Below are 12890 nucleotides of genomic sequence, written 5' to 3'. Positions count from 1 at the left end.
TCGAGCTACCGGCAAGCTCACTGTCTTACTGGAAAGGCTGCGCTTCGGGGCCGAAGGCATTGCCGGCCGCTACGCGGCCGATACCGCCCTCTGAGCCGTCGCCACCTTCGAGCGGGCCGGGGCCGCTGCTCTGGGCTACGTAGGTGCTATCGCTGCGGCGGGCATCGTCATAGCGCTGGGCTAGGCCCGGTATTTCATCACGCAGGTTGTCGATGCGGGCGTCGAGGCGGTGCAACACGGCACGCAGGCCTTTTACTACTTGGCGAACGGTGTCGCCCATGGCCGCGCCTTGCTTTACGTTGCTATTATTGAGTGTGGCTAGGGGGGTGTAGCGCGCAATGGCATCGTCGAGAGCTTGCAGGTGGTCAGCGCTCACACCTTCGGTGGCGAGCAGCGGAGCCACGCCCGCCGCCGCGCCCGCGATAGTATTAAGCGCGTTCAGCAGCTCCTCGCCGTGCAGCGGGTTGAGGCTGCTAGGGGTGTAGCCAGCGGCCGTAGCAATGGCCGGGTTGGGCACACTGAGCTGCAGCACGCGCAGGCCCCGCACAATGCGGCCGGCGGCTACTTCGGCGGCGTGTTCAGCTTCGTCGCGGGCATTGGGCTCGCCCTGGCCGGCGTGGCCGCCGGTGCGGCTGGCTACCTCATCGAAGGCTTGCAGGAAATTATTAAGCTGTTCAAAATCAGCCACCATGGCGGGGCTATGCCTCTCCCACTGCGGGCGCTGGTCGGTGAGCTCGCGGTAGGCTAGGCGCGCCATTTTGGCGTATTCTTCTTCGTGGTTAGTCATGGGAAAAGGGATGGAATGAGGGTATAGGCTATACTGCCTGCACGGTGGCCGAGTTGCTGAAAGCACCCTAGCGCACAAGCAAAACCGTCTGTCATTGCGAGCCTGCGAAGCAATGACAGACGGTTATTTTTCTATTAAAGGAGCGGGCTAGACCCTAGCCCAGGGCAGCTACGCCGGGCAGCTCCTTGCCTTCCATAAACTCGAGTAGGGCGCCGCCGCCGGTCGAGATGTAGCTCACGCGGTCGCCGTAGCCGAGCTGCTGCACGGCCGCGGCGGAATCGCCGCCGCCGATGAGCGAGTAGGCACCCTCGGCCGTGGCCTCGGCAATGGCGCGGGCCACGTACTCGGTGCCGAGCGAGAAATTGCTCATCTCAAACACGCCCATCGGGCCGTTCCAGAGGATGGTTTTCGAGTCGCGGATGATGTCGGCAAACTGCTCGCGGGCGTCGGGGCCGAGGTCGAGGCCCATCCAGCCGGTCGGTATATCGAGGTTAGCGGCTACGTCCACGTTGGCATCGTTGGCAAACTTGTCGGCGATGAGGCTATCACCGGGCAGCACCAAGTTCACGCCCTTGGCTTTAGCCTTCTCAATGAGGCTCTTGGCTAGCTCCACCTTGTCGGCTTCGAGCAGCGAGCTGCCCACGTGCCCACCCTCGGCCACGGCAAACGTGTAGGCCATCCCCCCGCCGATGAGCAGGTTGTCTACCTTATCCAGCATCCGCTCGATAATCAGGATTTTATCGGAAATCTTGGCCCCGCCCATAATGGCCGTGAAGGGGCGCACCGGGTTGTCGAGCACCTTCTTAGCGTTGTCCAATTCGCCTTGCAGCAGCAGGCCGCCCACCCGGTTTTCGGGCGCAAAGTAGTGGGCCATCACGGTTGTGGAGGCATGGCGGCGGTGCGCAGCGCCAAAAGCGTCGTTCACGTACACGTCGCCAAGGCTAGCCAGGCGCTTGGCAAACGCCTCGTCACCAGCTTCTTCCTCGGGGTGAAAGCGCACGTTGTCGAGCAGCAGCACCTGGCCGGGCTGGAGCGCCTGCGCGGCGGCCAGCGCCTCATCGCTCAGCACGTCGCCCCCCACTGCACGTCGCGGCCATATTCCTGCTGGAGGCGCTGGCGCAGGCTTTCGAGCGAGTATTTTTTCTCGTAGCCGCCCTTAGGCCGGCCCAGGTGCGAGAGCAAGACCACCGAGCCGCCGTCGTTGAGGATTTTCTGAATCGTGGGCGTTGCCGCCCGGATGCGGGTGTCGTCGGTGATGCGCAGGTCTTTATCGAGCGGCACATTGAAATCGACGCGCGTCACGGCGCGGTGGCCGGCAAAGTTGTAGTTGGCGAGGGTGTTCACGGGTAAATGTGAAGAAGTGAAAAAATCAGCTGTCCTTGCGGGCGCAGCGCGGCAATCGCACCCGAACGACCTGAGTAGAACGATACGGATGTGCTAGCCACTCGTTCGGCTGCGACTGCCGCGCTGCGCTCGCAAGGACAAACGTAAGCATTTACGGCCCCACCTTCCGCCCCCGTACCTTTGCGCCCAGTATGATGAGAATCGGCATTTTCTTTGGGGGCACCTCGCGCGAGCGCGAGATTTCGTTCGCCGGCGGGCGCACCGTGTTTGACAATCTGGATAAGGGTCTGTTTCAGCCCGTTCCCATTTTTGTGGACAGCCAGGGGCACTTCATCCTGCTCGACTGGCAGTACCTCTACAAGGGCACCATCCGCGATTTTTACCCGCCCGTGGCCGCCCTGCCCGACACGCGCCACCCCTGGCAGGTCTACATCGAAAGCCTGGGCGAGCTGAGCCCCGCGGCCCTCACGGAGCTTATCAGCCACGTCGGCCGCCAGGTGGAGGCCAGCGAGCTGCCCCAGCTCATGGATTTTGCCTTCCTGGCCCTGCACGGCCCGGGCGGTGAGGATGGCGCCATTCAGGGCCTGCTGGAGTGGGTGGGTATCCCGTACTCGGGCTCGGGGATATTGCCCTCGGCCTTCGGCATCGATAAAATCGCGCAGAAGAAATTACTGAAAGCCACCGGGCTAGCCACGCCCGATTTCTACGTGCTTACCGCCGCCGACTGGACCGCCGCAGAACCCGATGCGCTGCTGTCGATGCTGGGCCGCGAGCTAGGCCTGCCGCTGGTGCTGAAGGCGCCGCGCCAGGGCAGCAGCATCGGCATCAGCATTGTGCGGGAGAAAGACCCGGCGCAGTTCAGCGCCGCCGTAGACCGTGCGCTGTTTCGCCGCACGCTCACCAAAGCTGAATGGGAAGCGATGGACGAAGAAGGCCAACGCACATGGGTACGGCAGTTGGCTGATATTCGCGAAGGCATCGGGCTGCCGGTAACTGCGATAGGATTGCCAATGAGTCTTAATAAGGTTTTAGCCGCACAACAAAAGCTTATTTATCATCCAGAAACTTTGCTTGATAACATCAAGGAGAAATTCTATTGGGAGGCTGATGCAATAAACATCCAGAGCACGACTGGCGAAACTCAGGTACTCATCGAGAGCTTCGTGGCCGGCCGTGAGTTCTCGTGCATTGTGGTGGAAGACGAGAACGGCGCCCCGCTAGCCCTCCCTCCTACCGAAATTGTGAAGGGCACCGAAGTCTTCGACTACCGCGCCAAGTACCTGCCGGGGCTGGCCCGCAAGGTGACGCCCATCGACCTGCCCGAGGCCGATATCGAGCGCATCCGGCAGGAGGCGCAGCAGATGTTCGCCACCTTCGGCTTCGAGGTGTATGCGCGGCTTGATGGCTTCATTCAGGCCGACGGCACCATCTTCCTCAACGACCCGAACACTACGAGCGGCATGCTGCCGGCCTCGTTCTTCTTCCACCAGGCGGCCGAGATTGGGCTGAACCCCAGCCAGTTCCTGACCTACATCATCCGCACCTCGCTGAATGCGCGGCGGCGCAACGGCATGAAGCCGGTGCAGCTCGGCGCGGCCCTGGCCACGCTCGATGCCGATATCCAGTCGCGCCAGCAAGTGCAGGACGACCGCATCCGGGTGGCCGTGATTATGGGCGGCTACTCGTCCGAGCGGCACATTTCGGTGGAGAGCGGGCGTAATATCTACGAAAAGCTTTCTTCGAGCGTGAAGTACCGGCCGGTGCCGGTGTTCCTGGCCGGCAACAGCGAGGAGTTCCGCCTCTACGAGCTGCCCATCAACGTGATGCTCAAGGATAACGCGGACGACATCCGCGAGAAAATCGAGCACGCCGAGGCCGGCGAGGCCAGCCACCCGGTGCTGGCGCGCATCCGGCAGGAGGCCCGCGGCATCACCGGCACCTACGCCGGGCAGCCGGTGGCCGCGCCGCGCCGCCTCTCGTTTGCGGAGCTGGCCGCAAAGGTTGACGAAGTGTTCATTGCCTTGCACGGCCGGCCCGGCGAAGACGGGGCCTTGCAGCAGGAGCTGGAGAAATACGGCCTGCCCTACAACGGCTCGGGCGCGGCCTCTTCGGCCGTGACCATCAACAAGTTTGAAACCAACCGCCGCCTGCGCGAGGCCGGCCTGCGCGTGGCCGACCACCGCCTGGCCCAGCGCCTGGAGTGGCTAGCCGACCCCGAGGCCTTCTACCGCAGCCTCGAAAGTCAGTTTGGCTACCCCTTCATCGCCAAGCCGGCCGACGACGGCTGCTCGTCGGCGGTGAAAAAGATTAAGAACCGCGCCGAGCTGGCGGCCTTTAGCGAGCAGATTTTCCGGCGCGAGGAGCCGTTGCTCGTGGGCCCGGCCGAGGTGCTGCACCTGGGCTTCAAGGAGGAATTTCCGCAGAAAGACGCCTTTTTGGTGGAAACGCTCATTGGCCCCGATGGCGCGGCTAAGTTCCTGGAAATCACGGGCGGCTTGCTGACTTCGTATGATGCGCAAGGCCAGCTGCAAATCGAGGTTTTTGAGGCTAGCGAGGCCCTGGCTACCGGCGAGGTGCTGAGCCTGGAGGAGAAATTTCTGGCCGGCGAGGGCCAGAATATTACCCCGGCCCGCTACGCCCAGGACCCGGCCGAGCGCCAGCGCATCAGCGACGAGGTGAAGCGGGTGCTGCGCCGGGTGGCCGAGATTTTGCACATTGAGGGCTACGCCCGCATCGACGCCTTTGTGCGGGTGCGCGAGTCGGGCGCTATTGAGGTGCTTATTATTGAAGTCAATTCCTTGCCCGGCATGACGCCCGCGACTTGTATTTTTCACCAAACGGCGCTGGCGGGCTACACGCCCTACCAGTTTATCGACCGGATTCTGGACTTTGGCAAGGCGCGGCAGGCGAAAACACTCACACGCAATTAATTAAATGCGAACGTCAAGCTGAGTTTGCCGAAGCCTCTCGCATGGTAGACTAATTCAATCGCTCAGCGCTTAAGTTACTAACCCACGCGAGAGGATTCGGCAAACTCAGCACGACGTTCTTTTGCACTATGTCCTTTTTTAAATCCGATACCTGGTTCGACGTATTCAAGCACCTGGCGCTGATTGTGGCGCTGGGCGTGGCGCTGGTGCTGGGCTTTTTCTACGTGTACCTGCCCATTACCACGCACCACGGCGAAACCATTGTGGTGCCTAAAATAACGGGCATGAACCTGGCCGACCTGGAGAATTACCTCGACGAGCACCACCTGGCGTACTTCGTGGATGACAGCAGCTATGCGCCCGGCACCCGGCCCCTGACGGTGCTGACGCAGGAGCCCGCGCCCGGCGAAAAGGTGAAGCAGGACCGCAAAATCTACATTTCGGTGGCCATGCGCCGTCCGCCGGTCATCAAGATGCCCAAGCTGACCGATGGTTCGGTGAAAAATGCCCAGCTTATTCTGGCTAGCTACGACCTCACCATCGGCCAGATAAAGCTGGTGCCCAACGTGGCCAAAGACGCCGTGCTGAAGCAGTCGGTAGGCGGGCGCGAAATAGCGGCCGGCGCGCCCATCGCCAAGGGCACCAAGGTAGACCTGGAAGTGGGCGATGGCCTCGGCAACACCGAGTTTGCGATGCCCAACCTCGTGAACATGCCCGAGGATGAGGCCCGCACCCTGCTAGCCGGCCAGCACCTGGAAGTGGGCGAAGTATTTAAGCAGCCCGCCGAAACCGGCCAGGCGCCCGGCACGGTGGTGCGCCAGCGGCCGGTGGCCGCGCCGGGCGCTACCATTCGGATGGGCCAGCTGGTAGATTTGTGGATAGCGGAGTAATATTTTAGGGTAGTAAAACGTCTGTCATTGCGCGCACTCCGTAGCAATGACAGACGTTTTTTTTAGAATAAGCCAGCCGTTTATGAACCAACTACTCCGCTTACTCGGGCTGCCGGCCGTGCTCCTGAGCCTGATGGCACAGGCGCAAACCACGCCGCTCGTGCTCACGCCCCAGCCGCTGAGCACCGACCCTAGCCGGGCGGCCAGCGCAACGGCCAGCACCGCCACGCTGCGCACGGCGGCGTTGGCGCTGCCTTTTTTTGAGGACTTTACCTTGCCGCGCGATGGCCAGCCCAGCCCTTTGCGCTGGCAGCCCGCCACCACCAGCTACCCCGATGGCAGCGGCCTTACGCAGCATTACGGCGGCGGCGGGGCCTACGTGAGCAATCGCCTGGCCATTGAGCCGCTCACGCGCGGCACCGCCACGCTCGACGGCCTGCGCGCTAATGGCCAGCCCTACACGCCCGGCTCGGCCTCGTTTTACAGCGCCACCGATACACTTACTTCGCAACCTATTGATTTGAGCGGTTATTCGCCCGCCAATAACCTGTACCTCAGCTACGCTTGGCAGGCGGGCACGCTGGCCGGGGCGCCGGTGGCCGCTAGCAGCGGCGCCCCGGTGTTTTTGACGCTGGAGTTTTTGGACAATGTGGGGCGCTGGAATACTATCTGGACTTACAATGCCGAGGGTAAAACCACCCGGTTCTGGCAGAAGATTTTTCCGCTCAACCAAGCCAGCTATTATCACAGCGGCTTTCGGTTTCGGTTTCGGGCCTCAGGCAACCAAGCGTCGAGCCGCGACGCGTTTGGGCTGGATTATATTTATTTGAACGCCAACCGGGCAGCCAACGATACTATCTTTCAAGATATTGCCACCAGCCGGGGCCTCAGTAGTCCGCTCCAAAGCTACACGGCCATGCCGGCCTGGCAGTATGCCGCCAGCACCGCTAGCCCGCTCAACCCGGCCATGACGGCCACCGTCAACAACCTGCTGCCCAGCGGCAACCCTACGCCCATTAGCTGGCTGGGCACGGTGCGCGAGCTGACGGGCGGGGGCTTCGGGGGTGGCACCTGGGTTACCGGTAATCAGCCGCTGCTGGCCGGGGCGCGGCAGGTGGTTATCAGCGGCGATGCGCGCACGGCGCCGCTGCCAGCCGCTACCACCACCCGGCGCTACCGCTACACGCTGGCGCTGCAAACCAACGAAACCAACCCGCTCACGCTGCCCAACGACACCACCTACCGCGACCTGGAGCTGGCTGACTACTACGCCTTCGATGATGGTACGGCCGAGTCTTTTCTGACGTTGCCGGCCCAGAGCACGGGGCCGGTTTCGTACTACGCCTACCCCATCACGGCGGCCAAGAGCGACCAGGTGAAGGCCATCCGGCTAGCCCCGGTTTTCAATAATATCCCCTTGGCGCAGGGCGGCGAAAACTACCAGAACCGCTCGGTGACGGTGGCCGTGTGGGCCGACAACAACGGCCAGCCCGCCAATACGCCCCTGGCCACCCAGACCGCCGTGCTGCCCAACCCCCTGCCCACGAGCGGGCAGGTGTTTATCGACGTTCCGTTTGCGACGCCGGTGCCGGTGTCGGGGCGGTTTTATATCGGCTACGGACAGGCATCTAACGGGCAGTTTCTGCCCTACGGCTTCGATTTGAACAACGCCTCGACGGCGCCGACGCTGTTTTATAACAAGCAGAATGCGTGGTCGGCGCCCACGCTCACCACGCCCGGCACTATTATGATGCGCGCCGTGATGAACAACGGCGTGCTCGCCACCCAAGCCCAGCAGGCCGTGAATGCGCAGTTCAGTCTGTATCCTAACCCTGCTCCGACCGGCATTGCCGTGGCCGTGAGCGGGCCGCCTTTCCGCCGCGCGGTGGTGCTCGACGTGCTGGGCCGCCCGGTGTGGCAGCAGCCCGCCACCGAGGCGGGCCAGCCCACCCTGCGCCTGCCGGCTAGCTTGGCCGCCGGCGTGTACCTGGTGCAGCTAACTTTGCCCGATGGCAGCACGGCTACCCGCCGCCTGGTAGTGGAATAAATTTGCGGGCTATGCTGGTTATCAAGTCACAACAAAAAGCCGACGTAGATGCGGCCCAACGCGCGTACTGGTGGAGCCTTACGCCCCAACAGCGCTTGGCCGCCGCCGCCCGGCTCATGGCCGAAGCCCGGCAGATATACGCCGCCAACCCCGCCAACCCCGCCCGCACGTATGGAGAGCGAGTACTTAAGTCTGCTACGCCTATTCCACGCCGAGGGCGTTGAGTACGTAGTAGTTGGAGGCTATGCGGTTATTGCCCACGGCTTTCCGCGCACCACTGGCGACATCGATATTCTGGTGCGGCCAACGCCGGAGAATGCGCAGCGAACAGTGCGGGCGCTGGAAAAATACGGCTTTACGCAGGGCGAGTTTGAAGAAAATGACTTTCTGACCCTACCCAACTTTCTGTCATTTAGTCGTCAGGATTTATGGATTGACCTGCTGACGCAGCTTAAAGAAGTCACCTTTGAGGAATGCGCGGCCAACGCCTTGGTCACTGACATCGCCGACGTTCCCATCCGCTATATCAACCTGGCGGCGCTGCGTAAGACCAAAGCCGCCACTAACCGGCCACAGGACGCGCAGGATTTGGAGAATCTGCCGCCCGCCTAATTTTTTCTCTTATTCCTCCTTTTTACCATGCCCGACATCACCGCTTCCGAACTGCACCAGCGCCAGCAAGCCGGCGAAACACCCACCATCATCGACGTGCGCGAGCCCTGGGAGTTTGAGGAAAGTCGCATCAGCGGCAGCCAGAACATTCCGCTCGGCACCTTGCCCCAGCATCTCGACGACCTGGAAGACCATAAAGACCAAGAAGTTATCGTGCACTGCAAGAGCGGCGCCCGCTCCTCAGCCGCCAAGGCTTTTCTGACCCAGCAAGGCTTCACCAATGTGCGCAACCTGGAAGGTGGCATTATGGCCTACCAGGGCAGTTAGGTTAAAATGAATGAGTTAGCGTGGAAAATGAGAAATTTTTCATCCGAAGAATTCTTCCTTCCCCATGCTAACTCATTCATGCCGCGCCCCCAGCCGGCCGTCGGCGGCGTAGGTCAGCTGGCCCAGCTCCACCAGTTCGCGCAGAGCGTTTGTTACGGCCGAAGCCTCGGCGGCCGGGTAGCGGGCCACTACCTGGCGCGGCAGCAGCGGCGCGGCGCGCAATAAGTCGAGTAGTCCGGCTTGCAGCCCGGCGGCGCTTTCGGGCGCTTGCCGGGCTTTTTTGCGGGCCAGGCACACGTCGCACACGCCGCAGGCGGGCGCATCGGGCTCGGCAAAGTAGTCGAGCAGCAGTTGCTGGCGGCACTGCGTGAGGCTAGCGGCGTAGTCGATGACGGCCCTGGTCTGATGCTCAGTGAGCCGCTTGGCGGCCTTGAGGCGGCGCTCATCGAGCGGCAGCTGGGCAGCGTCGTAGCGCGGCGTGAGGAAGAGCGCCTGCGGCAGCTCGCGCCGGGGCTGGTAGTGCAATACGCCGGTGCTGTGCAGGTAGCGCAGCTGGCGCGTCACGTCCACAGTGCTTTGGCGCAGATGCCGGGCTAGCGCGCTTTCTGAAATAGCCTGAAATGCCACAAACAGCTCGCCGCCATACAGCCTGAGCAGCGCCTTGATAAGCTGGTCGTGCTGGGCATTGGCCACCTGAAACTGATACAAATCGTGCTGATTGCTAATGAGCTGCACCCTGGCCGGCTGGTTCACGGCCTCGGTGAGCTGCACAAAGCCCTGCTGCTCCAGCATCTTGAGGGCGTGGTGGGCATCGACGGCCTTGAGGCGGTAGGTTTCGGCAAAGGCGCCGAGGTCGAAGTCGAACGCCACCAGCTCGCCGCCGCCCACGGCCGTGCGCGAGTAGTTGGCCAGCGCCTGGTACACCCGGCGCACCACATCGGGCGGCGGGTGGGCAAGCTGCGCTTGCCTACGCAGGCTGTCGGCATCGGCGGGGCCGCTGAGCAGCACGGCAAAGGCGTAGAGGCCGTCGCGCCCGGCGCGGCCCGCTTCCTGGTAGTAGGCTTCGAGGGTGGCGGGCGCGTCGAGGTGAGCCACTACCCGCACATCGGGCTTGTCGATACCCATCCCGAAAGCATTGGTAGCCACGATGATGCGCGTTTTATCGGCTAGCCAGTCTTGCTGAATGCGGATGCGCTGCTCGGCGGGCAGGCCGGCGTGGTAGGCGGCGGCGGGCAGCTTCTGCTGGCTCAGCCAGGCGGCCGTGTCCTCAGCCTGGCGGCGGGTGCGGGCGTACACGATACCCGTTTTATTAGCTCCCACGCCGCGCAGCACCTCCAGCAGGCGGCGCTGCTTGTCCTCGGTTTGCAGCACCGAATAGGAGAGCCTGGGCCTAGCGAAGCTTTGAGTAAAAATGCCGTAGCCGGGCCGGAAGTTGAGCTTCTCCACAATATCCTGCCGCACCTGGCCGGTGGCGGTGGCCGTGAGGGCAATGCACGGCACCTCGGGCGGCAGCAGCGCTCGCAGCTCGGCGATGCGCAGGTAGGGCGGCCGAAAATCGTAGCCCCACTGCGAGAGGCAGTGCGCCTCATCAATGGCCAGCAGGCCCACGCTCATACGCGCCACTCGCGCCCGAAACAGGTCAGTGAGTAGCCGCTCGGGGCTGACATACAAAAACTTCACCTCGCGGCCATACACGCAGTTGTCGAGCGCCTGGTCGATTTCCTGGTGGCTCATGCCCGCGTACACGGCCTCGGCCTTGAGGCCGCGCCTGCGCAGGTTTTCCACTTGGTCGCGCATGAGGGCGATGAGCGGCGTCACCACCACGCAGATGCCCGGCCTAGCCAGCGCCGGCACCTGGAAGCATACGCTTTTGCCGCCGCCGGTGGGCAGCAGGGCCAGCGCATCGCGCCCGGCCAGCACCGCCTCGATAATCTCCTGCTGCCCTGGCCGAAACTGCTGGTGGCCCCAATACTGGCGCAGCAGGGCGAGCGGGTCGGCGCTGGGTATAGTGCGGGCATCGGGCATAAAGCAAAATTACGCTGCCTGTCGTGCTGAGCTTGCGAAGCATCCTATCGAGCTAGAATAAGTCGTTCGAACCTGATAAGATGCCGCCTTCGGGACGCCAGATGGGCATGACAGACGGACGGGATGAAGACGCCAAAAAAAGCCCGGCACCTTACGGCACCGGGCTTCTCTTCAAAAACTTAAGGCTAGCGGGCTTAGGCGGCTACGGCCGTCGTGCCTTCGCGGTCCTCAATGGCTTTGCGCAGCTTGGCAATGGCCTGGGTAGCGCGCTCCTCATCGAGGCGGTTGATGTTGAGTAGCATCTTGGTTTTCTCCTGGCGCGTGATGAGCGGGTGGTTCAGCAGGCGGATAATCTCCTCTTTCTGGCTAGCCGTGGCGTACTGCACCGGGGCCGGAGCAGCAGCTTCGGCGGCCGGGGCTTCGGCCGGCGCGGCGGGGGCCGTAGTGACGGCGCGCATCACGGGGGCAGGCTCGGCCACTACGGCCGGGGCCACGGCGGGCGCGGGCACGTTGCCGCTATACTCCATCTCCTCGGCGGGGGTAGGCTCGTAGCCGGCGGCGCGGATAATCCAGGCCAGGATGTTGCGGTAAGCCTTGCCGATGGCGCGGGTCTGGGCCATGCTGGCAATGGCAAACTCCTGGTAGAATTTCTTGCCGCTCTCCTTGTTCGAGCAGATGGCGAAGCCGGCACCTACCGTCGTGCCGTGCCGCAGGTCAAACAGTGTCACTTTGGCCTGATACTTCAACTCCTGCTCGTTGCTGAGGTTGATGACGTGCTCCACGATGGGCACGATACCCAGGCGCGAGCCGGCATACTGCCAGCCCTCCACGTTTACAAACTCCTTGCCCTGCACATTCGTGGTGAGCTTGTTCTCTTTGATAAACTTGGCCAAGTCCTTTGCCAGGTCGAACGTCTCGTCCGACTTCGCAATGTCATAGCTCTCCGCGCGGGGAGCGGCTTTCTTGGCAACGGTAGCTTCTTTCGGGGCTTTGGTGACTTCGGTCATGGTGTGGGGTGGCCAGCGGCCGGTTATCGTTCTGTAGTACGCATATCAAACTACCCTGGGCCAAAGATAGTGCCACGAAAGCCAATTTTTTTAGTAAATTTTATCGCTGATTATCAGACACTTTAAATGAGGTTTGAAAATTATTTTTGATAGGTTGATTTTCCAACTGCCTTAGCGCTGACTTTCTGCTAAAAGCCGCCTAAAAAAAACGTCATGCTGAGCTTACCGCAGCATGACGTTCTCTTGGGAAAACAGCTAGCCCTACTCCTCCAGAATGTGGCCGTCGCGCATCACGATGGTGCGGTCGGCCATCTGGGCTAGGGTGTCGTTGTGGGTCACGATGACGAAGGTTTGGCCAAACTCCTTGCGCAGCCAGAAGAACAGTTCGTGCAGCTCCTGCGCGTTCTTGGAGTCGAGGTTGCCGCTGGGCTCGTCGGCAAAGATGATTTCGGGCGAGTTGATGAGGGCGCGGGCCACCGACACGCGCTGCTGCTCGCCGCCACTCATTTCGCTCGGCTTGTGGTCGACGCGGTGGTCGAGGTTGAGCAGGCCGAGCAATTCGCGGGCGCGCACCCGCACTTCTTTCTCGGAGCGGTCGGCGAGGTAGGCCGGCAGGCACACGTTTTCGATGGCCGTAAACTCGGGCAGCAGGTTGTGAAACTGAAACACGAAGCCGATGTGGCGGTTGCGAAACTTGGCCAGCGAGGTGCGCCCCAGGCTCGTAACGGACTGCCCATCGAAGAGCACCTCGCCCGAGTCGGGATTGTCCAACGTGCCCAGGATGTGCAGCAGCGTGCTTTTGCCAGCCCCCGACGACCCCACGATGCTCACGATTTCGGCCCGTTGAATGGTGAGGTCGATGCCCTTGAGCACTTCCAGCGAGTTGTAGCTTTTACGGAGGTTAATGGCTTGTAGCAAAGC

At 62.3% G+C, this 12890-nt stretch carries 9 protein-coding genes and 1 pseudogene; 5 read left to right on the top strand and 5 right to left on the bottom strand.

The annotated features are described in order from the left end of the window. Positions 1–25 precede the first annotated feature (25 nt). Both GKZ68_RS03720 and pgk read right to left on the bottom strand, forming a co-directional pair. Positions 26–787: a hypothetical protein gene (locus GKZ68_RS03720; protein WP_173110839.1), complete on the bottom strand. Its 762-nt coding sequence runs from the start codon at positions 785–787 to the stop codon at positions 26–28. A gap of 154 nt (positions 788–941) precedes the next feature. Beyond that, positions 942–2131, bottom strand: a pseudogene (gene pgk / locus GKZ68_RS03715) (phosphoglycerate kinase). 194 nt (positions 2132–2325) lie between these two features. Here pgk and GKZ68_RS03710 point away from each other — a divergent pair. From GKZ68_RS03710 to GKZ68_RS03690, 5 genes are all read left to right on the top strand, one after another. Further along, on the top strand, positions 2326–5061 hold the full coding sequence (locus GKZ68_RS03710; RefSeq protein WP_173118151.1) for a D-alanine--D-alanine ligase: 2736 nt from the start codon (positions 2326–2328) through the stop codon (positions 5059–5061). A gap of 128 nt (positions 5062–5189) precedes the next feature. Next, on the top strand, positions 5190–5951 hold the full coding sequence (locus tag GKZ68_RS03705; RefSeq protein WP_173110837.1) for a PASTA domain-containing protein: 762 nt from the start codon (positions 5190–5192) through the stop codon (positions 5949–5951). Between the two features lie 82 nt (positions 5952–6033). Continuing rightward, on the top strand, positions 6034–7998 hold the full coding sequence (locus tag GKZ68_RS03700) for a T9SS type A sorting domain-containing protein (RefSeq protein WP_173110835.1): 1965 nt from the start codon (positions 6034–6036) through the stop codon (positions 7996–7998). 171 nt (positions 7999–8169) lie between these two features. Continuing rightward, the gene (locus GKZ68_RS03695) at positions 8170–8610 is read left to right on the top strand and encodes a hypothetical protein (protein ID WP_173110833.1); all 441 of its coding nucleotides are present in this window, start codon (positions 8170–8172) and stop codon (positions 8608–8610) included. Positions 8611–8637: 27 nt separating this feature from the next. Then, on the top strand, positions 8638–8937 hold the full coding sequence (locus GKZ68_RS03690) for a rhodanese-like domain-containing protein (protein ID WP_173110831.1): 300 nt from the start codon (positions 8638–8640) through the stop codon (positions 8935–8937). Positions 8938–9009: 72 nt separating this feature from the next. Here the strand turns inward: GKZ68_RS03690 and GKZ68_RS03685 are convergent, their stop codons facing one another. The 3 genes from GKZ68_RS03685 to GKZ68_RS03675 form a co-directional block, all read right to left on the bottom strand. Continuing rightward, positions 9010–10962, bottom strand: a complete 1953-nt coding sequence (locus GKZ68_RS03685; RefSeq protein WP_173110829.1) for an ATP-dependent DNA helicase RecQ — start codon at positions 10960–10962, stop codon at positions 9010–9012. Between the two features lie 194 nt (positions 10963–11156). Then, complete coding sequence (locus GKZ68_RS03680) at positions 11157–11969, bottom strand: hypothetical protein (RefSeq protein WP_173110827.1); 813 nt, start codon at positions 11967–11969, stop codon at positions 11157–11159. Between the two features lie 261 nt (positions 11970–12230). Next, positions 12231–12887, bottom strand: a complete 657-nt coding sequence (locus GKZ68_RS03675) for an ABC transporter ATP-binding protein (RefSeq protein WP_173110825.1) — start codon at positions 12885–12887, stop codon at positions 12231–12233. Positions 12888–12890: the final 3 nt, after the last annotated feature.

Source organism: Hymenobacter sp. BRD128 (assembly GCF_013256625.1).
In the GTDB taxonomy this organism is placed as follows: Bacteria; Bacteroidota; Bacteroidia; order Cytophagales; family Hymenobacteraceae; genus Hymenobacter.
This window is presented reverse-complemented; position numbering and strand designations above follow the sequence as displayed.

What these genes read in the sequence shown, in the direction of transcription:
- GKZ68_RS03690 (WP_173110831.1), top strand. Translation starts at nt 8,638, where the DNA reads ATGCCCGACATCACCGCTTCCGAACTGCACCAGCGCCAGCAAGCCGGC.
- GKZ68_RS03695 (WP_173110833.1), top strand. Translation starts at nt 8,170, where the DNA reads ATGGAGAGCGAGTACTTAAGTCTGCTACGCCTATTCCACGCCGAGGGC.
- GKZ68_RS03680 (WP_173110827.1), bottom strand. Translation starts at nt 11,969, where the DNA reads ATGACCGAAGTCACCAAAGCCCCGAAAGAAGCTACCGTTGCCAAGAAA.
- GKZ68_RS03720 (WP_173110839.1), bottom strand. Translation starts at nt 787, where the DNA reads ATGACTAACCACGAAGAAGAATACGCCAAAATGGCGCGCCTAGCCTAC.
- GKZ68_RS03685 (WP_173110829.1), bottom strand. Translation starts at nt 10,962, where the DNA reads ATGCCCGATGCCCGCACTATACCCAGCGCCGACCCGCTCGCCCTGCTG.
- GKZ68_RS03710 (WP_173118151.1), top strand. Translation starts at nt 2,326, where the DNA reads ATGAGAATCGGCATTTTCTTTGGGGGCACCTCGCGCGAGCGCGAGATT.
- GKZ68_RS03700 (WP_173110835.1), top strand. Translation starts at nt 6,034, where the DNA reads ATGAACCAACTACTCCGCTTACTCGGGCTGCCGGCCGTGCTCCTGAGC.
- GKZ68_RS03705 (WP_173110837.1), top strand. Translation starts at nt 5,190, where the DNA reads ATGTCCTTTTTTAAATCCGATACCTGGTTCGACGTATTCAAGCACCTG.